The organism is Streptococcus sp. ELY_125 (assembly GCF_058314535.1).
Map to the genome: position 1 here is coordinate 75,155 of NZ_JBZFUM010000004.1, position 22,126 is coordinate 97,280.

General features: G+C 43.1%; 28 protein-coding genes, 1 pseudogene and 1 riboswitch. Of the genes and pseudogenes, 26 read left to right on the plus strand and 3 right to left on the minus strand.

Translation table 11 applies throughout. The annotated features are described in order from the left end of the window. The first annotated feature begins 198 nt into the window (after window positions 1-198). From AC4HAL_RS02925 to AC4HAL_RS02935, 3 genes are read left to right on the plus strand one after another with little or no spacing between them, the layout of a single operon-like run. Window positions 199-816, plus strand: coding sequence for a GTP pyrophosphokinase (locus tag AC4HAL_RS02925; RefSeq protein ID WP_491092903.1), 618 nt, complete (start codon window positions 199-201; stop codon window positions 814-816). Then, entirely contained in the window at window positions 817-1,500 is a 684-nt protein-coding gene (locus AC4HAL_RS02930) for a response regulator transcription factor (RefSeq protein ID WP_491092904.1), read from the plus strand. A 5-nt stretch (window positions 1,501-1,505) separates the two neighbouring features. After that, on the plus strand, window positions 1,506-2,744 hold the full coding sequence (locus tag AC4HAL_RS02935) for a sensor histidine kinase (RefSeq protein WP_447451308.1): 1,239 nt from the start codon (window positions 1,506-1,508) through the stop codon (window positions 2,742-2,744). Window positions 2,745-2,982: 238 nt separating this feature from the next. Here AC4HAL_RS02935 and AC4HAL_RS02940 read toward each other — a convergent pair whose 3' ends face one another. Further along, complete coding sequence (locus tag AC4HAL_RS02940) at window positions 2,983-3,339, minus strand: DUF1304 domain-containing protein (protein ID WP_447451309.1); 357 nt, start codon at window positions 3,337-3,339, stop codon at window positions 2,983-2,985. Between the two features lie 182 nt (window positions 3,340-3,521). On the opposite strand from AC4HAL_RS02940, the gene sufB reads away from it, so the two are divergent. The 17 genes from sufB to AC4HAL_RS03025 all read left to right on the plus strand — a co-directional run bounded on the left by sufB (window position 3,522) and on the right by AC4HAL_RS03025 (window position 15,340). Next, the gene (sufB, locus tag AC4HAL_RS02945; protein ID WP_491092905.1) at window positions 3,522-4,928 is read left to right on the plus strand and encodes a Fe-S cluster assembly protein SufB; all 1,407 of its coding nucleotides are present in this window, start codon (window positions 3,522-3,524) and stop codon (window positions 4,926-4,928) included. Between the two features lie 397 nt (window positions 4,929-5,325). Next, window positions 5,326-6,318: an aldo/keto reductase gene (locus AC4HAL_RS02950; protein WP_447451311.1), complete on the plus strand. Its 993-nt coding sequence runs from the start codon at window positions 5,326-5,328 to the stop codon at window positions 6,316-6,318. A 5-nt stretch (window positions 6,319-6,323) separates the two neighbouring features. After that, window positions 6,324-6,986, plus strand: coding sequence for an endonuclease III domain-containing protein (locus AC4HAL_RS02955; RefSeq protein WP_491092906.1), 663 nt, complete (start codon window positions 6,324-6,326; stop codon window positions 6,984-6,986). Window positions 6,987-7,050: 64 nt separating this feature from the next. Then, a riboswitch (purine riboswitch) is annotated at window positions 7,051-7,148 on the plus strand. Window positions 7,149-7,341: 193 nt separating this feature from the next. After that, window positions 7,342-7,764, plus strand: coding sequence for a hypothetical protein (locus AC4HAL_RS02960; protein WP_491092907.1), 423 nt, complete (start codon window positions 7,342-7,344; stop codon window positions 7,762-7,764). Between the two features lie 56 nt (window positions 7,765-7,820). Continuing rightward, window positions 7,821-8,222 carry a hypothetical protein gene (locus tag AC4HAL_RS02965; protein WP_491092908.1) on the plus strand — a complete coding sequence of 134 codons (402 nt, stop codon included), beginning with the start codon at window positions 7,821-7,823 and terminating at the stop codon, window positions 8,220-8,222. Window positions 8,223-8,224: 2 nt separating this feature from the next. After that, window positions 8,225-8,461 (plus strand): hypothetical protein, encoded by a 237-nt coding sequence (locus AC4HAL_RS02970; RefSeq protein ID WP_491092909.1) that lies wholly within the window; start codon window positions 8,225-8,227, stop codon window positions 8,459-8,461. Window positions 8,462-8,504: 43 nt separating this feature from the next. Beyond that, window positions 8,505-8,903, plus strand: a complete 399-nt coding sequence (locus AC4HAL_RS02975) for a hypothetical protein (RefSeq protein WP_491092910.1) — start codon at window positions 8,505-8,507, stop codon at window positions 8,901-8,903. Window positions 8,904-8,912: 9 nt separating this feature from the next. Then, window positions 8,913-9,653, plus strand: coding sequence for an alpha/beta hydrolase family protein (locus AC4HAL_RS02980; RefSeq protein ID WP_491092911.1), 741 nt, complete (start codon window positions 8,913-8,915; stop codon window positions 9,651-9,653). Window positions 9,654-9,695: 42 nt separating this feature from the next. Then, window positions 9,696-10,109 (plus strand): DUF1433 domain-containing protein, encoded by a 414-nt coding sequence (locus AC4HAL_RS02985; RefSeq protein WP_491092912.1) that lies wholly within the window; start codon window positions 9,696-9,698, stop codon window positions 10,107-10,109. A 1-nt stretch (window position 10,110) separates the two neighbouring features. Next, window positions 10,111-10,368, plus strand: coding sequence for a hypothetical protein (locus tag AC4HAL_RS02990; protein WP_491092913.1), 258 nt, complete (start codon window positions 10,111-10,113; stop codon window positions 10,366-10,368). A gap of 43 nt (window positions 10,369-10,411) precedes the next feature. Beyond that, window positions 10,412-10,795 (plus strand): hypothetical protein, encoded by a 384-nt coding sequence (locus AC4HAL_RS02995; RefSeq protein ID WP_491092914.1) that lies wholly within the window; start codon window positions 10,412-10,414, stop codon window positions 10,793-10,795. A 5-nt stretch (window positions 10,796-10,800) separates the two neighbouring features. Further along, complete coding sequence (locus tag AC4HAL_RS03000; protein ID WP_491092915.1) at window positions 10,801-12,024, plus strand: triacylglycerol lipase; 1,224 nt, start codon at window positions 10,801-10,803, stop codon at window positions 12,022-12,024. Then, a complete protein-coding gene (locus AC4HAL_RS03005) occupies window positions 12,006-12,389 on the plus strand; it encodes a hypothetical protein (protein ID WP_491092916.1) in 384 nt (127 codons plus the stop codon). Before AC4HAL_RS03000 ends, AC4HAL_RS03005 begins: the two co-directional genes overlap by 19 nt. A gap of 30 nt (window positions 12,390-12,419) precedes the next feature. Next, window positions 12,420-12,782 (plus strand): hypothetical protein, encoded by a 363-nt coding sequence (locus tag AC4HAL_RS03010; RefSeq protein WP_491092917.1) that lies wholly within the window; start codon window positions 12,420-12,422, stop codon window positions 12,780-12,782. 251 nt (window positions 12,783-13,033) lie between these two features. After that, window positions 13,034-13,615: a xanthine phosphoribosyltransferase gene (locus tag AC4HAL_RS03015; protein ID WP_491092918.1), complete on the plus strand. Its 582-nt coding sequence runs from the start codon at window positions 13,034-13,036 to the stop codon at window positions 13,613-13,615. Beyond that, the gene (locus AC4HAL_RS03020; protein ID WP_491092919.1) at window positions 13,615-14,886 is read left to right on the plus strand and encodes a nucleobase:cation symporter-2 family protein; all 1,272 of its coding nucleotides are present in this window, start codon (window positions 13,615-13,617) and stop codon (window positions 14,884-14,886) included. Before AC4HAL_RS03015 ends, AC4HAL_RS03020 begins: the two co-directional genes overlap by 1 nt. Before the next feature lie 85 nt (window positions 14,887-14,971). Then, a complete protein-coding gene (locus AC4HAL_RS03025; protein WP_491092920.1) occupies window positions 14,972-15,340 on the plus strand; it encodes a hypothetical protein in 369 nt (122 codons plus the stop codon). Between the two features lie 104 nt (window positions 15,341-15,444). On the opposite strand, the gene AC4HAL_RS03030 is transcribed toward AC4HAL_RS03025, so the two are convergent. Together AC4HAL_RS03030 and AC4HAL_RS03035 are read right to left on the minus strand one after the other, a co-directional pair. After that, window positions 15,445-16,503 carry a zinc-dependent alcohol dehydrogenase family protein gene (locus AC4HAL_RS03030; RefSeq protein ID WP_491092921.1) on the minus strand — a complete coding sequence of 353 codons (1,059 nt, stop codon included), beginning with the start codon at window positions 16,501-16,503 and terminating at the stop codon, window positions 15,445-15,447. 347 nt (window positions 16,504-16,850) lie between these two features. Beyond that, window positions 16,851-17,036 (minus strand): 4-oxalocrotonate tautomerase, encoded by a 186-nt coding sequence (locus tag AC4HAL_RS03035; RefSeq protein WP_491092922.1) that lies wholly within the window; start codon window positions 17,034-17,036, stop codon window positions 16,851-16,853. Window positions 17,037-17,225: 189 nt separating this feature from the next. Between AC4HAL_RS03035 and AC4HAL_RS03040 the strand changes: the two genes are divergently transcribed. The 6 genes and pseudogenes from AC4HAL_RS03040 to glyA all read left to right on the plus strand — a co-directional run bounded on the left by AC4HAL_RS03040 (window position 17,226) and on the right by glyA (window position 22,125). Beyond that, window positions 17,226-17,798, plus strand: coding sequence for a thymidine kinase (locus AC4HAL_RS03040; protein WP_447451326.1), 573 nt, complete (start codon window positions 17,226-17,228; stop codon window positions 17,796-17,798). Between the two features lie 21 nt (window positions 17,799-17,819). Continuing rightward, window positions 17,820-18,899, plus strand: coding sequence for a peptide chain release factor 1 (prfA, locus tag AC4HAL_RS03045; RefSeq protein WP_447451327.1), 1,080 nt, complete (start codon window positions 17,820-17,822; stop codon window positions 18,897-18,899). After that, complete coding sequence (gene prmC, locus AC4HAL_RS03050) at window positions 18,896-19,726, plus strand: peptide chain release factor N(5)-glutamine methyltransferase (protein WP_491092923.1); 831 nt, start codon at window positions 18,896-18,898, stop codon at window positions 19,724-19,726. The genes prfA and prmC overlap by 4 nt, the downstream gene beginning before the upstream one ends. Next, the gene (locus tag AC4HAL_RS03055; protein ID WP_491092973.1) at window positions 19,719-20,318 is read left to right on the plus strand and encodes an L-threonylcarbamoyladenylate synthase; all 600 of its coding nucleotides are present in this window, start codon (window positions 19,719-19,721) and stop codon (window positions 20,316-20,318) included. Before prmC ends, AC4HAL_RS03055 begins: the two co-directional genes overlap by 8 nt. Window positions 20,319-20,388: 70 nt before the next feature. Then, window positions 20,389-20,658 (plus strand): annotated as a pseudogene (locus tag AC4HAL_RS03060) (GNAT family N-acetyltransferase); the annotation flags it as partial. Window positions 20,659-20,874: 216 nt separating this feature from the next. Beyond that, window positions 20,875-22,125 carry a serine hydroxymethyltransferase gene (gene glyA / locus AC4HAL_RS03065; RefSeq protein WP_491092924.1) on the plus strand — a complete coding sequence of 417 codons (1,251 nt, stop codon included), beginning with the start codon at window positions 20,875-20,877 and terminating at the stop codon, window positions 22,123-22,125. Window position 22,126 lies beyond the last annotated feature (1 nt).

The window sequence follows — 22,126 nt, forward strand, 5'->3', positions numbered from 1 at the left end:
ATCCCTGACTTTTTAGACCTTGGAGCAATAACACTATTTTTAGACTGGATTGGTTCTCTAACTCCTAAGAAGGGGCACTTACGTTTATGGGTTCGAGTGGTTAAAACCGTTTCGCTGAAGCGGTTTTTTCAATAGCAAATTATGCTTGCAAGTGTGCTATAATAAGTGCATTCTATTATTATTTAAAAGGAAATTCTTATGTCAAGTATCTATGGTGACTATGCCGACTACCTACCGCAGATTTTAAAGCTTCTAACAGATAGTATTGAGCTTGCTAATAAAAAACAGAAGGCAGCAACTGGCTTTAAGCTTTATGAACACCTGCTTGCTCGCGTTAAGGATGAGGACAGCATGGTTGAAAAATGTCGCCGAAAAAAGCTTCCGCTTCAACCGCAATCTGCTCTCAGAGCTATCCGAGACAGTATTGGTATTCGGGTAGTTTGCGGCTTTGTTGACGATATTTACAAAACGGTGGAGGTGCTCAAGAATCTACCGGGAGTTAGTGTTTACAATGAGAAGGACTACATTTTTAATGCTAAGCCTAATGGGTATCGCTCCTATCATTTGATATTAGATATCGAAACAGACTTTCCGGATGTAGATGGAAATAGCAGGGGGCATTATTTTGCAGAAATCCAGCTGCGGACTATCGCTCAAGATTCTTGGGCTAGTCTGGAACACCAGATGAAGTATAAGCGCGATATTAAAAATCCGGAGATGATCACGCGAGAACTTAAACGCTGTGCTGATGAATTAGCTTCTTGTGATTTAACCATGCAGACTATCCGTAATTTGATTCAAGAAAGTGGTGACTAAATGCCTATGCATATTTTATTAGCAGAGGACGAAGAACAACTTGCTCGCGTATATCAAGCAGCTTTGGAGCACCAAGGCTATCAGGTTGATCATGCGACAAATGGTCAAATAGCTGTCAATTTGGCACGCGAGAAGGCTTACGATGTGATGGTCTTGGACATCATGATGCCGGTAAAAACAGGTCTAGAAGCTTTGAAGGAGATGCGGGAATCAGGCAATCGTACCCCCGTCATCATGCTGACAGCTATGTCTGAAATCAATGACCGAGTAACTGGCTTGGACGCAGGGGCTGATGAATATCTGACGAAACCAATCTCTCTAAAGGAATTGCTGGCACGTTTACGCTCAATGGAGCGCCGTCTCGATACCTATACGGCTAAGGTGCTGGAGGTTGGATCTGTCACCCTCAATATTGCAGAGCAGGAGCTGACGGCGGCTAATTCGGTTCGCTTAGCCAGTAAGGAAGCAAAATTGATGGAATTTCTCATGCTAAATGTTGGCAAGCGCCTATCTATTCAGGAGATTTTTCAGCAGGTCTGGGGTAAGGATGATGCCGATCAAGTGACAGAGGACTATGTCTATGTCTATATCTCCTATCTGCGGCAGAAACTCAAGGCCATCAAGGCCGATTTGGAGATTCTTGGTGAGCCAGAAGGCGGTTTTGAATTAACAGAAGGCAGGTGATGTTTATGTTTAGACGGTTGCGCTTTCGAATTATTTTGATTGCCGCGGCAGCGCTCGCTTTGGCACTCTTTATCTTTTCTAATGTGCTCACTTCGGCTTATTATTTGACAGCCCGTCAACAGATTGACAGTGTCTTGCAGCTTTTAGCTAACAATGACGGTGAGCTGACTTATAATGATAAGACCTCGGATCGCTTGGGAATTACGTCTCCTGATGCCCTCTACCAGTACCGTTATTTCAGCCTGACTCTAGATAAAGATCGAAAATTGTTATCCGCCTCGATTGATAATATTCAATCGGTCAAAACGGATGATGTCGCTAGTATTATTAAAACTGTATTGAACTCTAAAAAAGATAAGGGCACATTAACAGTCAATGATGTTGAATTTTCTTATCAGCGAACGCCGATAGAAGGTGGGAAAACCTTGATTGTCGTTTTAGATAGCAGCCAATTCTACGCCTCCACTAAACGGCTGACTCATCTGACTTCTCTTATGTCTCTTGTCAGTTTTGTCCTTTTTCTCACTATCTTTTCCCTCTTTTCAGGTCGGATTATTCGCCCCTTTGTCAGAAATATGGAGAAGCAGAGACGCTTTGTTACCAATGCGGGGCATGAGCTTAAGACTCCCTTAGCTATTATTCAGGCCAATACGGAACTACAGGAGCTCATGACCGGTGAGACTGAGTGGTCACTTTCCACCAAGGATCAGGTCAGTCGCTTGGGCAACCTCATTAATTCAATGGTGGCTATGGCTAGGCTGGAAGAGCAGCCCGATATAACCCTATCTGATGTCGATTTTTCGGCAGTCGCAGAAGATGCTGCCGAGGATTTTAAAGGACCAGTGGTTAGAGATGGTAAAGAATTTGTCATGGCTATATCGCCTGATATTCACATTAAGGCAGAAGAGAAATCAATTTTTGAATTGGTAACCATCCTAGTTGATAATGCTAATAAGTACTGTGATGCAGGCGGTAAGGTCAGCGTCAGCCTCAGTCAGGTAGGGCGCACCCGCAAACGAGCCAGACTGCAAGTCTCCAATACCTACAAAGAAGGACAGGGTACTGATTACAGCAAGTTCTTTGAGCGTTTTTATCGAGAAGAAGAATCTCATAGCAACAAGAAAAAATCGGGATTTGGAATTGGACTGTCCATGGCAGAAAGCGTAGTTAAGCTTTTTAAAGGACGTATTTTTGCCAGCTACAAAGGGGACACCATCACCTTTACCGTTATCTTTCCTACATAAGAGGTTGAAACAAAAGTCCTGCTTTTGTCTCAACCTCTTATTTTATGAATCCATGGCCGCAAAAAAAAAAACGGTCTTCCAAACGTCTACGCACTCTCAAATGAGGTGCTGAAAAACGTTTAGGGACGCCCGTCCCAATAAATAAAAAAACTAGACTGTAACGTAGATGAACTAAAAAGCTGACTATTCTTATCAGACTGTTTTAGAATCGACCTTAAGCCTAGTTTTTATAGTTAGTTTATCCTAAAAATATTGCAGTAATAATAGTCAAGATGGCTAGACCACCTTGGGTCAGGAGGATTTTAGGATTAGACGTGGCTGCACCGTAAGCTGCTACCAGTACGATATAAATCATGATGGGCAACAGCATGCTTGGATTCCAGATGAGGGCATAAAGAATGCCAACCCCAATCAAACCATTATAGACACCTTGGTTTTTAAAAAGGGTCTTTAAGGATGGTGCTGACAGTTCCTCTCGAGTCATGCCAAAAACCCGTGATGTGCTGGCAGATGTCGTTGCAAAGGTTTCTAAATACATGATATAGAAAAATTCCAGAGCAACGAGGCTTGCTAAAATTATCGTCATTACTGACATAAATCATATTCCTCGCTTCTTATCTATTGATTTCTGTTTTATTATAGGGGGCTGCAGAATTAATTGCAAGCGATTTGACCGAGAGAACTAGAGCCTCTTGGATAAATCTAATTTTTTAGACCAGAAGCTATATTTTTATCAGAAGAAATATTATAATGGAGAACAAGAAAGGTGGCGATTGAATGACAACAGATAGCCAAGATAACTTTCAGGTCGATCAGCAAGACTATGATTTTCACGTGGATATGGATCCTGTCTTTTCAACAGGAAAGGGACTGAATGAGGATGTGGTTCGGCAGATTTCGCAGAAGAAGCAGGAGCCGGACTGGATGCTGGATTTTCGCCTGAAGGCTCTCAAGGCCTTTGAGGAGATGCCTCTGCCTTCATGGGGACCGGATTTATCAGGTGTCAATTTTGATGATATTGTCTACTATCAAAAAGTCTCCGATGCGCCGGCTAGGACTTGGGATGAGGTGCCGGATAAGGTCAAGGAGACCTTTGAGCGTTTAGGTGTTCCCGAGGCAGAGCAATCCTATTTGGCGGGGACCGTTGCCCAGTATGAGTCCGAAGCGGTCTACCACAATATGAAAAAGGAGTTCGAAGCCCAAGGCATTATTTTCACAGATATTGATTCGGCTCTGCAGGAGTATCCTGAACTTTTTCGTCAATATTTTGGTCAATTGGTACCGCCGACTGATAATAAACTGGCTGCTCTTAACTCAGCTGTTTGGTCAGGGGGCACCTTTATCTATATTCCCAAAGGAGTTCATGTGGAAGTCCCCCTGCAGCTCTACTTACGTATTAATAATGAAAATACCGGTCAATTTGAACGTACATTGATTATTGTTGATAAAGGAGCCAGCATGCACTATGTTGAGGGCTGTACGGCACCGAGCTACACGACCAATAGTCTGCATGCCGCTGTTGTTGAAGTTTTCGCCTTGGATGGCGCCCACATTCGTTACACCACTATTCAGAACTGGTCGGACAATGTCTATAATCTAGTGACCAAGCGGGCGACGGCTAAAAAAGACGCAACGGTCGAGTGGATCGATGGCAATCTTGGTTCCAAAACAACCATGAAATATCCAGCTATCTATCTGGACGGCCAAGGAGCAACAGGAACCATGCTGACCATCGCCTTCGCCAATAAAGGACAAGACCAAGACACCGGTGCTAAAATGATCCACAATGCTCCCCATACGAAATCTTCGATTATTTCCAAATCACTGGCCAAGGGAGGCGGAAAGGTGGACTACCGTGGTCAGGTGACCTTTAAGGAAAATGCTAGCCAGTCTCTCAGCCACATAGAATGTGATACGATTCTAATGGATGATTTGTCATCTTCAGATACAGTACCATTTAATGAGATCCACAATTCATCTGTTTCTTTAGAGCACGAAGCCAAGGTTTCTAAAATTTCTGAGGAACAGCTCTTTTACCTGATGAGCCGGGGACTCACGGAGCAGGAAGCGACTGAAAAAATCGTCATGGGCTTCATCGAACCCTTCGCTAAGGAATTACCGATGGAATACGCAGTTGAACTGAACCGATTGATTTCTTTTGAAATGGAAGGCTCGATTGGATAACTTCTATCATGAGTGTCAGATAGAAGTTGAGCAAAAACTCATCCAGTATTTCTAATTTGGAATAATCTCTTAGCCCAATGTGCAATGGCAAGACTAAGCTAACCTAGCCAACAAGCTTCACTTCCAACTACTGTGTCAAACTGTTATATCTCAAATAATCTATGGCGACAGGACTTTTGTCTCAGCCCTTCAGGACAGCAGTTAAAAATAAAATTTTGCTGACCAGTGTTTTTGTTATTTTTAGGTTGATCCCACTCTCTTTTACTTTTCTTGCTGTTAAGACTGGAACTGCCTGAATCCTGCATTAAATAATTTGTTTGTTTTTTAAGTTTTAACTTGACTTATAGTGGACTTCAAGGTATAGAATAAAGGTGAAATTTCTACAGGAGGTAGCATCATGGAATATGTGAAATTAGGAGCAACAGGTTTGGAAGTTTCTAAGCTCTGCTTAGGCTGTATGAGTTTTGGAGATGCCACGCTGGGATTTCACTCAGGCTGGCTTCTCGATGAGGACAAGAGCCGTGTCATCATTAAGAAAGCCTTGGATTTAGGAATCAATTTCTTTGATACGGCTAATGTTTATGCGGCTGGCAGCAGTGAAGAGTATCTCGGCCGAGCTCTTCGTGATTTTGCCAACCGTGAAGATGTGGTGATTGCGACCAAATGCTTCTTCAGTGATTTGCCTAATGGTGAAAGTAAGCCCAACAACCACGGGCTTTCACGCAAGGCTATTTTCCATCAGGTTGAGCGCAGCCTTAAGCGGCTGGGGACTGATTACATTGATATTCTCTATATTCATCGCTGGGATTATCATACGCCAATTGAAGAGACCATGTCAGCTCTGAACGATTTGGTAGGCAGCGGTAAGGTTCGTTATCTGGGAGCTTCAGCCATGTATGCTTGGCAGTTCCAGAAAGCGCAATATGTTGCTGAAAAGAACGGCTGGACTAAATTTTCCGTCATGCAAAATCATTATAATCTCCTCTATCGTGAAGATGAGCGCGAAATGCTGCCTTTCTGTCAGGAGACAGGTGTTGGTTTAGCGCCCTACAGTCCTTTGGCATCGGGTCGTGTCGTGCGCGATTGGACAGCTGATACAGCCCGCAGTAAGACGGATACAACAGCCCAAAGCAAATACGACAGTACCGAGGAGCAGGACATGGCGATTGTTAACCGGGTCGCTGAACTTGCTGACAAATACGGTGTCACCCGCACGCAGATTGCCTTAGCGTGGTTATGGCAAAAAGGCGTCCACTCTCCAATTGTCGGTGTCACCAAGGAAAAATATCTGGATGACTTTATGGGAGCTTTTGACCTTCACTTGACTCAGGAAGATATGGATTATCTGGAAGAAAAATATCTCCCTCACAAGGTTGTCGGGGCTTTGTAAGTAGTATGGAGTTAACCCTATACGATCTCTATCAAAAGATGCTGGCTCACATGGGGCCGACTGGTTGGTGGCCGGCTGACAGTAAGCAGCAAATTATTATTGAAGCTATTTTGATTCAAAATACAACTGAGCGCAATGCTGTTCGTGCGTCACAGCTGATTAGAGCCCAGACCGATTACGATTTCCACCGTATTCAGCAGCTGCCGCTGGAAGATTTGGAGGAACTGGTTCGCCCAGCCGGTTTTATGAAGAATAAAAGCAAGGCCATCCAAACGCTGACCCAGTGGTACCTAGCTCATGATCAGGATCCCAAGGCTACTGTGGCGCAGTATGGCGAAAGTTTGCGCGATACCCTGCTTAAGCTGCATGGTGTCGGACCTGAGACGGCTGATGTGCTGCTGACTTATATTTTCGACCAGCCGCAATTCGTAGCGGACAAGTATGCTCGCACGCTCTTTGGGCTTTTAGGTGTTGAGGGATTGACCACCTATCAAAGTTTGAACCGCCAGCTATCTCAGCTTCCAGGCCCCTTCACTTATCAGGACGCCCAAGAATTTCATGGCTTGATTGATGAATTTGGCAAGGCCTATTTTCATCCCATAGAGAATTTCAAAACAAGCTTCCTAGCTGGTCATAGATTAGACTGGGAGCCTAGGGAAAAAGGATAAATCAGCATTTACATTTTCCCTACTGCGTGATATGATTAAAACAATCGATTTTCGATAATACAAATAGAATAATCTATCAGAAACTTATTTAAACTGTGAATAGGGCACAGCGTCTCTACAAGACACCGTAAATGTCTTTCAATAAGTATGGCAGACAACAATTAACTTCTAGAAGTTCTTTTTATGTATCAAAAGTCTTCAAAAAGCTAGTGCTGAAAATGAGTATCTGACACGATTGGATACTCATTTTTTATGCCATAATTGCTGGTTTATGCTCAAAAATCAAAATCAGTTGCTGCCCATAAAACAGTATGTATAGGAATATGTTACAATGGCACGAAGGGAGGTGTAGTCTATGTTAGACAAAAGGGCAATAGAGTTCAAAAACAAGTTCCTTGCCTTACTAAAACGGGAAACCATTATTGAAAAATATCAAGCTGAGCTTAGAAATAATGAAAAACTAGTCCATGACAGTGAAAAATTATCTCGGGGGATATTGGAACTTACCAGAACATTCTCGTTAGCCCTCTTGCCAGAAACTAAACGCCGTCAAGATTTAGACTTTGCTCAAGAGTTACATAAATCATGGGAGGAAGTAAAAGAACATCATCGACTATCTCAAGAGAGTGTTCATGAACTATCTGACTTCGCCAAAAAGTTAGAAGAAGATATGTGCCAAGTCCAGAAAGAAAGGCAAGAGCTAATTGATGCATCTGGTTATACTCCAGAAGAATTAGGAAAAATTCTTGACGAGCTAGCAAATGAGATTGATGGTTAATGGTAGAGCCTATCTGATATTGAGCCTAGATTAGTTTAAATTATTAAGGAGGTTTTATGACAGTAAAAAAGAAGGCAGTTATTTTCTTAGGAATCACGGCAGTTTTAGGTTTAGTAGTAGGAGGTATAATAATGATTAATCCCTTTACGGGCAAAGATGAGCCAAAGTATAAAGGAGAGCAGGATAGAATTGTTCAGTATATAGGTGAACACATAGAATTAGTTGATGGAGAACCAATTAAAAAAATTGAGTTTATTGAATTTCAAAAAAATGATATGACGGGAACTTGGCGAATAACAACAACAATTAATGGGAAATATGATATTTCGTTTTCAGAAAATTCCTTGGGGGAAGAAATTGAGACTGCTAATTATTCTCCTAAGGAGTTTAAAGAAAGTGATGAAAAATTAAAGAGTGATCGTGTAGATAGTGTTAAAATAATATATTTTGAGGGGTAGTAATGGTAACAGATAAAGACTACAAAAGAATTGCAGATCGTGTTTATGACGTTGATTCTGGCAAAGTAGCTAATCCTGTAAAAAAGGGTAATACTGTAGCAGGTGGTAAATACAAGGTTCTCAAAGTCGAAGACAACACTGACAACAGCATGCAGGCTATGGCCGTGGCGCCTGTGGAGAAGGATAATCATGTCGAACGAGATCAAATTAATTATTATAATCTAATCCAAGCCAGTTAAAAGGGAGCTGGTTTAGCTTATATTATAATACTAAGGAGGTTTTATGACAGTAAAAAAGAAGGCAGCTATTTTATTAGGAATCGCAGCAGTTTTAGGTTTAGTAGCAGGAGGCATAATAATGATTAATCCCTTTACAGGCAAAGATGAGCCAAGGTATAAAAGTGAGCAGGACAGGATAGCTAACTATCTTATTGACCATTATGAATTAACAAATGGTGATGATATCAAGACGATAGAGGTAACAGAATTTCAGAAAATTGAGATGGCAGGCTTTTGGAGTATTACTATAAAAGTAAATAATAAGTACAAAATTTCATTTACAGAAGATAAATTAGGTGAAGAGATAACAACTTCTAATTACTCTTCTAAAGAATTCAAAATACGAGAGAACGTGGAAAACAAGCGGGATCTATCTGACATTGAGCTGATTTACTATGATTAAGGAGTAACTATGACAACTGAACAAGAGTATAATAAAATTTCGAAGGAAGTTTATCGTGTTGATTCTGGAAAAGTGGATAATCCTGTTAAATCAGGTGATACCGTAGCAGGTGGTCAATACAAAGTCCTCAAAGTCGAAGACAACACTGACAACGGTATGCAGGCTATGGCCGTGGCACCGGTGGACAAGAACGGCCATGTGGATACCAGCCAAGTTGTAATCGCCTACGCTGGAACGAATAAGAGTGATATTAAAGATATCGAAACCGACAGTCAGTCTATTGGACTGGGGAGAGACAAGCTACAAATGCGCTCAGGCCTGAATTCGGCTAAAGTTACTGATTCTCAGTTCAAAACGGCCCAAGCCTTTGCTAAGAAGGTCGCGAAAAAATATCCCAAAGCAGAGATTACAACGACGGGTCATTCCCTTGGAGAATCTTTAGCCATGTATGTGTCTGTGAAAAAGGGCTATAACAATGTCGGCTTCAATGGCCCTGATATCCATAATATGCTTTCGGATAAAGAAATTGCCTACATGAAAAAGCACAAGGGCCAGTTTCGCAATTACCGCAATCCCCATGACAAAATAGGGAACATCACCGGCAATGAGACTGAGACGGCTATTTATGTCGAGCGGAAAAATGCCGGTATGCTGGCTGACCACAGTGTCGCTGGCTGGCAGTTCGATAACGATGGCAATCTGGTCGATAAAGTTGAAGATAAGTATTATAATCTAATCCAAGCCAGTTAAAAAAGAGCTGGTTTAGCTTAGATTATAATAAAAGGAGGTTTTATGACAGTAAAAAAGAAGGCAGTTATTTTCTTAGGAATCACAGCAGTTTTTGTAATAGGAGGTATAGTGATGTTTAACCTGCTTGGAGGAAAGGTTAATCCTTTTACAGGCGAAAAAGTTCCAAAATACAATAAAGATAGTCAGGACAAGATTGTACGGTATTTAGTCGCAAACTATGAGGGTGTTCATAAAGTTAAATTTGAGGATGTTAGTGAAAATAAAACAACAGGTTCACAGACAGTTTATTTAAATATTAACGATAGTAATAAGTTATCTATTACATTTTATGATATAGATGACACCGATTCTTATGTACCGGAGTGGGATTCTAAGACATTTAAACTTCAGGAAAAATCTGATGTAGACCAAGACACCACACTTAAAAATATTAATATTAGTTATTTGGAGGAATAAATTGACAATAACGGAAAAGAATTATCAAGATATAACAAAGCAAGCTTATGCTGTCGAAGATGGTAAAGAGGACTATACCGTGGCTGAGGGGTATAAATTCAAGTCTGATGGTCAAAAGTTTCAAGTTCTCAAAGTCGAAGACAATACTGACAATGGCATGCAGGCTGATTACAGTGTCGCTGGCTGGCAGTTCGATAAAGATGGCAATCTGGTCGATAAAGTTGAAGATGAGCATTATAATCTAATCCAAGCCAGTTAAAAGAGAGCTGGTTTAGCTTATATTATAATATTAAGGAGGTTTTATGACAGTAAAAAAGAAGGCAGTTATTTTATTAGGAATCACAGCAGTTTTAGTAATAGGAGGTATAATAATGATTAATCCCTTTACAGGAAAGGATGAGCCAAGGTATAAAGGAGAGCAGGATAGGATGGTGGAATACTTAGCTAGCCATTATGAAGGAGTTGAAAAAATTGAGTTTAAGAATTTTGAAAAGGATGCAAAAACGGGTTACTACACTAGTGTTGCAGAAATTGATGATAAATTTGAAGTGATGTTTTATGAAAGAGGTATTGGTGGCGAAATATCTCTTGACTACTATACAAAAGATTTTATCATTCAACATCCTAAAACAAACAAAACAAATGATTCTAAAGGTGATATAAAAGTAGTTTATTATGGAGAGTAATCAATATGACAATCACAGATAAAGACTATAACGAATTATCTAATCGTGTTTACAACGTAGACAGTGGAAAAAAGGGTGTTGTTCATATAAAAGAGGGACAAGAAATAATGGATGGTCAATACAAAGTCCTCAAAGTCGAAGACAACACTGACAACGGTATGCAGGCTATGGCCGTGGCACCTGTAGATAAAAATGGTCATGTGGATACCAGCCAGGTCGTAATTGCCTACGCTGGAACGAATAAAGCTGACTCTGATGATATTGCAACAGATGTTCAGTCCATTGGTCATGGGAGTGATGAGTTGAAAAAACGCGGTTCTTCGCCTACTGGACCGACAGTCGATTCTCAGTTCAAAACGGCCCAAGCCTTTGCTAAGAAGGTCGCGAAAAAATATCCCAAAGCAGAGATTACAACGACGGGTCATTCCCTTGGAGAATCTTTAGCCATGTATGTGTCTGTGAAAAAGGGCTATAACAATGTCGGCTTCAATGGCCCTGATATCCATAATATGCTTTCGGATAAAGAAATTGCCTACATGAAAAAGCACAAGGGCCAGTTCCGCAATTACCGCAATCCCCATGACAAAATAGGGAACATCACCGGCAATGAGACTGAGACGGCTATCTATGTCGAGCGGAAAAATGCCGGTATGCTGGCTGACCACAGTGTCGCTGGCTGGCAGTTCGATAAAGATGGCAATCTGGTTGATAAAAACGGCAATGTGGCAGATGTGACCCATGTCTATGATGAGGTGGAATCCATGGTTTCTGGCTACATGGGCAAGGACTTCAAGGCCATGAAGTCCAAGCTGGGGGCTGATGGCTATTCAGGTCATGAAAAGATTTTCTTGGATTATCTGTCTGCCAGTGCCGTGGCTTCTGGTTTGGGAAGCGCAGCCCAAATCGGTTATGAAAGCATCAAAGGACAGGCCGATGCTGCTGGTGAAGAGGCCGAACAACTCTATAAGAGTCTGACCAGTGATCGCCCAGCTTCTGTCAATAAGCTGACAGATGATGAGATTTTAGCCGTTTATGCCGAGGAAGGCATTACCTATGACTATATGGTAACCAAGGTCAAAGATCATTTTGACAAGAAAACAACTAAAGCCTCAAGTCTATCTGAAGGGTTTGCCAATCTAGGCGGTCAAATTGAAACAGGTATGCAGGAGCTTATTGACAAAGACAGCCGTTTAGGAGGAGAAATTTCAGGATGGATGAGTGGGATGTAATACAAGATAAAATCAAGAAATACGAGCTGGAACTTGAATTTATGGACGAGGACTACCGCCGGATCAAAAAACAGTTGGAGCAAGAGCGGGAATCCTATGAGGAGCGGCTGCAGAACTTCAACGCCATTACGGACACTAAATATCAAGAAGCACTGGCTGATTTTAGAGCCTTAGGGGTTCAGGACAGCACGCATTTTACCACTACCGTAACCGATATCAACACTCGGGTTCAAAATGCCTTTATTGATGTTTTTAGATATTACGACGATCAGTTTGAATCATTAGAGAAGGTTTATAAGAAAACCTTCCAGCCTGTCAGTGACAAACTGGAAGCAGCCTATATTGAACGGCGGAAATTATCCTAAAATGATGAAAAAGAAAAGAGGAGGACAGCAATGAGTGCCCTTACGGATGCTTGGAACAGTGCCAAAGAAATGGCTGGCGGCGTGACACGGACACATATGGGAAAAGCCGTAGGTGACGCGGTATCAGGAGATACAGAAGCGGCTGAAAAGGAGTACGAGAAAGGGATTATTAGAGCTTGTGCCAGTGCTCAAAAGGCTAAGCGTAAGGAGCTGATAGACAAGTATGACAAAGCCATCAGTCATATTGCTTCTGAGACAAGGTCCAGCCTGAAGAAGATTGCTGGGGAATTAGACGAAGACATTAAAGGCCAGTTTTCCAAAGCTGTCAACCAAGCGATTAAGGACAAGGCGTCTGATTATAATGACTTGATGACTGGGGAAAGCGGTAAGTAGGCAGCACCACAAATTATTATGATTGAGGTGTATGTATCAGGAGAACCAAGGTAGTTTTTCCCTTGTACTTTTATACTCAAAAATCTCATCAGTCTAATCAAAGGCTTAAAAATTCGCTAAAGCTGAATTTTCTGCACCAAGTTCTATGGGAACAGCTAAAGCTCTTGCTAGTTGGCCTGCCGAAGTTAATGATGATTTTTAAAAAGTACTGTCTCAGGATTTCCTGTGGAATAATAGAGGAGGAAAAAATTTTGAAAGCACTGGAAGATCGGATTTTAAAGGACGGTCAGGTTTTAGGGGAGGACATTCTCAAAGTAGATAGCTTCTTGACCCATCAGGTAGACTACCAACTCATGCAGGAGATGGGCCAAGTATGGGCGGAGGTTTACAGGGATGCAGGGATTACAAAAATTGTCACTATCGAGGCTTCTGGTATTGTCCCGGCTGTCTATACAGCGCAAGCATTAGATGTTCCGATGATTTTTGCCAAAAAACACAAAAACATTACCATGACTCAAGGGATTTTGACAGCAGAGGTCTATTCTTTTACCAAGCAGGTCACTAGTACGGTTTCTATTGCTGAAAAGTTTCTCTCCAAAGATGACAGGGTCTTGATCATTGATGATTTTTTAGCCAATGGACAGGCTGCCAAGGGGTTGATTGAAATTATCCAGCAGGCAGGAGCAGATGTGGTAGGGGTCGGAATTGCTATCGAAAAATCATTTCAGACAGGACGCCAGATTTTAGAGAATATGGGTCTTCAAGTGACCTCTTTGGCGCGTGTGGCTAGTTTTGCTAATGGCCGAGTAAACTTCAAGGAGGCAGATGCCTAATGAACAAAGAAAGTCATACCCAATCAGCTATTCTAGGCCTGCAGCATCTCTTATCCATGTATGCGGGCTCTATTCTAGTGCCTATCATGATTGCTAGCAGTCTGAACTATTCGGCGACTCAGCTGACCTATCTGATCGCAACCGATATTTTTATGTGTGGGATCGCAACCTTCCTGCAGCTCCAGCTCAATCAGTACTTTGGTATCGGACTCCCCGTCGTGCTTGGCTGTGCCTTCCAGTCTGTTGCCCCCTTGATTATGATTGGCCAAAATCAGGGCTCAGGCTATATGTTCGGTGCCTTGATTGCCTCTGGAGTTTACGTCATCTTAGTGGCAGGTGTCTTTTCTAAAATTGCTCGCTTCTTTCCGCCAATCGTGACAGGGTCAGTTATTACTGTGATTGGTCTCAGCTTGATTTCGGTTGCCATGGGAAATATGGGGGACAATGCTGATAAGCCAAGTCTTGATTCTCTGTTTCTATCTCTGACAACCATTGCCATCGTTCTTTTAGTACAAATTTTTGCCAAGGGGTTTATCAAGTCCATTTCTATTTTGATTGGCCTAGTGGGAGGAACTCTTCTTGCTGGTTTCATGGGACTGGTTGATTTCACGGCTGTCGCTCAGGCACCGCTCGTTCATGTGCCGCAGCCATTTTATTTCGGTCAGCCTAAGTTTGAGCTGACCTCGATCATTATGATGTGTATCATTGCGACAGTTTCCATGGTCGAGTCGACTGGCGTTTACTTGGCCTTGTCTGATTTGACCAATGATAGATTAGACAGCAAGCGTCTGCGCAACGGTTATCGTGCAGAAGGTTTAGCAGTCCTTCTTGGCGGGATTTTCAATACCTTTCCCTACACTGGTTTCTCACAAAACGTTGGGCTTGTCCAGCTCTCAGGGATCAAGACCCGCCGTCCGATTTACTATACGGCTGTCTTTCTAATTGTACTTGGTTTAGTGCCTAAGTTCGGCGCCTTAGCGCAATTGATTCCCAATCCTGTTCTAGGCGGTGCCATGCTGGTACTCTTTGGGATGGTAGCCCTTCAAGGAATTCAGATGCTCAATACGGTTGATTTCAAAAATGAGGAGCACAATTTCATTATTGCGGCTGTCTCCATTGCAGCGGGACTGGGATTCAATAATACCAACCTTTTTGCCAGCGCCCCCACAACTGTCCAAATGTTCTTTACCAACGGTATAGTCATTGCCACGCTCAGCTCCATCTTGCTTAATATAATTTTTAATGCCAAGTCTAAAAAGCAGCAGGGCTAGCCAAATCTTCACACAGCAGTTTCCACTAAAAAATGGTAAGATAAGGGTGGAATGTTATTGAAAAAGTGAGAGAGGGTGTGTGGTCATGGCCTTTATAAAGGAAAAATTTGAAGATAGCAATATTGATGCTTTCATGGCAGAGAGAACAGATGAATTGGTTGCTATGCTGCGCTTTATGAGTGATCTCCCCCTGAGATCCCTGCGCTATGAACTGGTTGAAGCTGAAATTGATAAGCGCAGTTACAAGTGCTACTTTTTTGAATCTAGCTCAGCCTTTCGGGGTTATGGTCAGTTTGCTTTTCAAGTCAGCTTTGATTACCAAACAAAGGAAATTGCCGTGATGCATCTATCAGGTGTTGCCAATCTGACTGCTGCTTACAGCGTTCCTGAAATCATTAAAATTCTTGCTGAGGACTTCTTTGCTGATTTTTTCCTCAAAGAGAGTTTGTCCTAACGATAATTTTAAGCCTAAAAACCCGCTGAGAACTTTGACTCTCAGCGGGTTTTATCGGCTCCATGTAGAAAAAGAGGCCAAATTGGCCTCTTAGACGATGAGAACTAAGCTACTGGACTGATGTCATTGTCAATAATCACTTTTAAGGCTTGATTGTCACCTGCATTTTTGAAAACGTCATAAGCCTTATCAACCTCTGATAGGTTAAAATGATGAGTGACTAATTGACTGGCGTCAATTTTACCAGATTTTAAAACATTCAGCAGCATTTCTGTCGTGTTAGCGTTGACTAAACCTGTTGACAAGGTAATATTTTTAATCCATAAATCTTGTAAGTCAAATGATACTGGCTTACCATGGACACCAACGTTAGCGACGTGACCGCCAATTGCGATAATTTTTTGACAGATATCAAAGGTTGCTGGGTAGCCTACACACTCAATAGCAACATCAACCCCTCGACCATCTGTCAAGGCGTCAACCTGATTCTTAACTTCTTCAGCGTCTCCTGAGCAAATGACCTCAGTCGCTCCGAAACGTTTAGCAGCTTCCAGACGCGATTCTGACAAATCAACCATGATGATTTGTGCTGGAGAATAAAATTGTGCTGTCAGTAAAGCAGCAAGGCCAATCGGTCCTGCACCTACAATACAAACAGTATCACCTGGCTTAACATCTGATGCTTGGACCCCAATCTCATAAGAAGTTGGCAGGATATCAGACAACATGACTAGAGCCTCGTCGTCAACCACTTTTGGTGCATGATAAAGACTGCCATCAGCCTGCGGAATGTGGACATATTCTGCCTGCGTACCATTGATTAGATGGCCTAAGATCCAGCCCCCTTGTTCGCAGTGAGCTGGGATCCCCTTTTTACAGTAATAGCAGGTATTGCAAGCTGTAACACATGAAATAATAACCTTGTCACCTACTTTAAAATTAGTAACTGCATCACCAACGTCCTCAACAATACCGATACCTTCGTGGCCTAGAATAGTGCCCGGCGGTGTTTCTGGAACATCGCCTCCCAAGATATGTAAATCAGTCCCGCAGATGGTGGTTTTTAACAACCTCACAACAGCATCTGTTGGATTGACAATCTTTGGTTTAGCTTGCTCAACCAAACCGATCTTACCTTTTTCTAAATAAGTCGCAGCCTTCATAGCCTGGCTCCTTTCTAGTGATTTTTACACGGTAATTGTAACAAATATCGGCAGCGCTTTCAAAAAATTAACATTGTTTCCTTACGCCTATTTTCCCCGTTGAAATCTAGAAGTCATTTTCCCATTATCAATCGTCTTTCGGCTCTTTTTTAGTTAGGAAGAACTGGGTAAAAAAGAGCCTCACAAAGAATCGAATATCGGGTATCTTCTTTTCGTTAAGTAGGTAGCTAGCTCATAAAAATACAGCAGGCAAGAACACCATAAAATAAAACAGCCCCCTGCCTTAGAATCCTGAGGATCTATAGGCAGAGGGTCTATTTTTTCTTGCATTTCCACCTTCTAATACCTTAGTTCTTTTTTTTCATCTTACCGTGGGGGTAGTAAGACCCTTCTGGCAGATCGTTAATAAAGACGTGAATATTTTCTTTGGGGGCCTTGGCAATACGTGAAACAACCTCGGTAACTTCGCGTGCTAATTCGATTTTTTGTTCCTGTGAACGACCTTCAAAGAGATCAATTTTGACAAATGGCATAGGGCTTTCCTCCTAAAATAGAAATAACTTATTACTCTCTTATTGTATCATGAAAACTGTAAGAATAGCAAAGTTGAAGCGATTGTGCAGATGATTTTCCAAGTCTTGATTCTTAGATTTCCTACTGATAATTCCCTTGATTTATGATAAAATAAGACGATAAACTTTTTTAGACAGGAAGGCATATTTTTGGCACAGTTATATTACCGTTATGGTACCATGAATTCGGGGAAATCTATTGAAATTCTCAAGGTTGCTTACAATTATGAGGAGCAGGGGAAACCAGTTGTCCTTATGACCAGCGCCTTGGATACACGTGAAGGATACGGCTGGGTTGCCAGTCGTATTGGCCTTAGGCGTAAGGCAAAGCCAATTTCAGCAGATACCGATATTTTTGGTTATATTGACGGCCTGCCTGAAAAGCCCTACTGTGTCCTTGTTGATGAATGCCAATTTCTGACCAAGGCCAATGTTTTTGATTTGGCTAGAGTAGTCGATGAGTTGGATGTACCTGTGATGGCCTTTGGCCTCAAAAATGATTTTCGCAACCATCTCTTTGAAGGTTCCCGCGAACTGTTACTCTTGGCAGACAAGATTGAGGAAATTAAAACCATATGCCAATACTGCAGTAAAAAAGCCATCATGGTACTGCGAGTTAAGGACGGTCAGCCCGTTTACGAGGGAGAACAAGTCCAAATCGGCGGACACGAAACCTATATCTCGGTCTGCCGTAAGCACTATTACCACCCAGAAATTGATTAAGAGAGGAGCATGACCCTTTTTATGAATATCTATGATCAGCTGCAAGCTGTAGAAGACCGCTATGATGAATTAGGTGAGCTGCTGAGTGATCCTGATGTGGTCTCTGATACCAAGCGCTTTATGGAACTATCGCGTGAAGAAGCTAGTACACGCGAAACAGTCACGGTTTACCGTGAATATAAGAAGGTGCTGCAAAATATTAATGATGCTGAAGAGATGATTAAGGATGCCAGCGGCGATCCAGACCTTGAAGAGATGGCCAAGGAGGAGCTGAAAGATTCCAAGGAGGCCAAGGAAGACTATGAGGAGCGTCTCAAAATCTTACTGCTGCCCAAGGATCCTAATGACGATAAGAATATCATTCTGGAAATCCGCGGGGCTGCTGGCGGCGATGAAGCCCAGCTCTTTGCGGGCGATCTGTTACAGATGTACCAGAAATATGCCGAGAGTCAGGGCTGGAAATTCGAGGTCATGGAGGCATCCTACAATGGCGTGGGCGGTATCAAGGAAGTGGTGGCTATGGTATCAGGTCAATCGGTCTACTCCAAGCTTAAGTATGAATCCGGCGCCCACCGTGTCCAACGAGTTCCAGTGACTGAAAGCCAAGGTCGGGTTCATACGTCGACAGCGACTGTCCTAGTGATGCCAGAGGTTGAAGAGGTAGAGTATGATATTGATCCCAAGGATTTGCGTGTCGATATCTACCATGCATCGGGTGCTGGCGGACAAAATGTCAATAAGGTGGCGACTGCTGTCCGTATGGTCCACATTCCAACAGGCATCAAAGTGGAAATGCAGGAAGAGCGTACCCAGCAAAAGAACCGCGATAAGGCAATGAAGGTTATCCGTGCTCGTGTGGCCGACCACTTTGCTCAAATTGCCCAAGACGAGCAGGATGCTGAGCGTAAGTCAACCATTGGTACTGGAGACCGTTCGGAGCGGATCCGGACTTACAACTTCCCGCAGAACCGAGTGACAGACCATCGTATTGGCTTGACTCTGCAGAAACTGGATACGATTCTGTCTGGTAAGTTAGACGAGGTCATTGACGCTTTGGTTCTTTACGACCAAACTCAAAAATTAGAAGAGTTAAATCAATGACCTATGCTCAACTTTTTACGGAGTATGAGGAACAATTACTGGCGGCTGGCGAGGAGGCTGAGAGCCTAAGTTTTGTCTTTAGAGAACTTAAAAAGCTTGACATGACAGCCTTTATCCTCATGCTTCGCCGAGAGGTGACGGCGGAAGATGATTTCTTGCTGACAGAGCTTGTTCAACGTTTGCTTGCCCACGAGCCAGCCCAATACATCATTGGTTATGAGAGCTTCCACGATCTGACCTTTAAGGTTGATAAGCGAGTGCTGATTCCTCGCCCTGAAACAGCTGAATTGGTTGCTTTGATTTTAGAGGAGAATGCGGACAGTGGGCTGAGTTTGCTTGATCTTGGCACTGGAAGCGGTGCTATTGCAGTATCGTTGGCACACAGTCGGCCGGCTTGGCGGGTGACGGCGTCTGATATTTCCCAGGATGCTTTGGACTTGGCTGGTGAAAATGCCCTAGATAACAAGGTGCAGGTAGATTTTCGTCAATCCGATGTTTTTGATCAGATTGAGGGGGTTTTCGATATTATTGTCAGCAACCCGCCCTATATTTCCCAAGCAGATAAAGAGGAGGTTGGTCTCAATGTTCTGACCTCCGAGCCTCATCTTGCTCTTTTTGCCAAAGAGCAAGGTCTGGCTGTCTACCGCAGGATCGCTGAAGGAGCAGCAGCTCATCTCAAACCTGATGGCAAGATTTACCTGGAAATTGGCTATAAGCAAGGGCAGGCAGTCTCACAGATCTTTCAAGCTGCCTTTCCAGATAAGCGGATAAGAGTTTTGCCCGACCAATTTGGTCAGGACAGAATGGTGGTGGTTGATGATGGCTGATCAAGCAGCGGTTGCTAAAATTTTAGCTGCAGGAGGAGCAGTTGTCCTCCCGACTGAAACCGTTTATGGCCTTTTCGCCAAGGCCTTGAACCAGCAGGCAGTCAAGCGTGTCTATGACCTGAAGCGACGTCCACTCGACAGGGCCATGAACCTCAACGTAGCCAGCTTGGAAGATATTTTGGCCTACAGCCAAGGTCAGCCAGCCTATCTAGCTAGGCTCTATCAAGCCTTCCTACCAGGTCCGCTAACCATTATCCTCAAGGCTAATGACAAGGTTCCAAGCTGGGTCAACTCGGGTCTGTCAACGGTCGGTTTTCGCCTTCCTAATCATCCCCTAACTCAGGAGCTCATTGGGAAATACGGCCCCTTAATCGGTCCATCGGCCAACCTATCCGGTCGAGCTTCTGGCACAAACTTCAAAGACATTATTGAGCAGTTGGACTATCAGGTGATAGGAATAGCAGATGACTCAGCCATTCAAGGCTTAGATTCGACTATCCTAGACTTATCTGGAGACAGGGCTATCATCCTTCGCCAAGGAACTATCAGCAAGGAAGCCTTGCTGGAGGCAGTGCCTGAATTACATTTCTAAAGGAGAATTGACTGATGGTGAGAGTTTTGGTTTTATCAGATATTGCAGCTATTCGCTGGGTTATACCTTAGATCAAGATTTTTTGTTAGGGTTTGAAGGTGAGGTTAGCCAAGAATTGGTTGTCTATGTCCATGCTGAGGTTTATGACACACTTTATTCAGAAACTGGCTTCAATGTTTTTGGTTTAGCTGTTTTGCCGGCCTATCAGAATCAAGGCATTGGTAAAGAACTGATGCAGGGTCTGGAAGCAGAAGCTAGAAAACGACAGTATGCCTTTATTCGGCTCAATTCAAGCGCCAATCGAAAAGATGCCCATGCTTTTTATGGCACTATAGGATAGTTGATAGTTTTGGCCAACTATTATCAGGCTTACTTTTAATGAAAATGGCCAACCCATTTAACGCAGTGGTTGGCTGGCTGTTCTTATCTCTTGCTAGGCAGTGATAGCGATCAGCCTAGCCAACTGTGCGGGGGTGGGAAAACGAAGTCAAAATCTATGATTTATGACTTCTTTCCCACTCCCAGAAGCGCTTTATTAAATCTATGAGGTGATTTTATGATTTTTGACAAAGATGATTACAAGGCTTACGACCCAGAGCTCTGGCAGGCCATTCAAGCAGAAGAAGTGCGACAGCAAAATAACATCGAGTTGATCGCATCTGAAAATGTGGTCTCAAAGGCTGTTATGGCTGCCCAAGGTTCCGTTTTAACCAATAAGTACGCCGAAGGGTACCCCGGCAAGCGTTACTACGGCGGAACTGATTGTGTTGATGTAGCTGAAAATCTCGCTATTGAGCGGGCCAAGGAGCTCTTTGGTGCCAAGTTCGCTAATGTCCAGCCCCACTCAGGCAGTCAAGCTAATGCTGCAGCCTATATGGCCTTGATCCAACCTGGAGACACCGTCATGGGAATGGATCTGTCGGCCGGCGGTCACCTGACTCATGGCTCGCCCGTCAGCTTTTCAGGTAAAACCTACAATTTTGTCCCTTATAATGTTAATAAGGAGACAGAAGTTTTGGATTATGATGAAATCCAGCAGCTGGCTGTTCAACATCAGCCTAAACTGATTGTAGCGGGGGCTTCAGCTTATTCACGGATTATTGATTTTGCCAAATTCCGCGCTATTGCTGACAGTGTCGGTGCCTATCTCATGGTCGACATGGCACATATTGCTGGTCTGGTTGCTTCCGGCCACCATCCTAGCCCAGTGCCTTATGCTCACGTAACGACGACAACCACTCATAAGACCTTGCGCGGACCGCGCGGCGGCTTGATTTTGACCAATGATGAAAATCTGGCTAAGAAAATCAATTCCGCTGTCTTCCCAGGTTTGCAGGGCGGTCCCTTGGAGCATGTAATTGCGGCTAAAGCGGTTGCCCTCAAGGAAGCCTTGGACCCAGCTTTTAAAGAGTACGGTCAAAACGTCATCAAAAATGCCCAGGCCATGGCTGATGTTTTTGATGCCCACCCTGATTTTCATGTCGTGTCTGGCGGAACTGATAATCATGTCTTTCTCGTTGATGTGACTAAGGTCGTTGAAAATGGTAAATTGGCCCAGAATATCCTTGAAGAGGTTAATATTACCCTCAATAAAAACAGCATCCCATTTGAAACGCTGTCACCTTTTAAAACGTCGGGTATCCGTATCGGCAGTCCAGCTATTACCAGCCGTGGTATGGGTATTGCTGAGAGTACCAAGATTGCTGAATTGATGATTCAAGCCTTAGAAAATCATGATGATGAGGCTGTACTGGAACGCATTCGCCAAGATGTCAAGTTATTGACAGACACTTTCCCACTTTACTAAC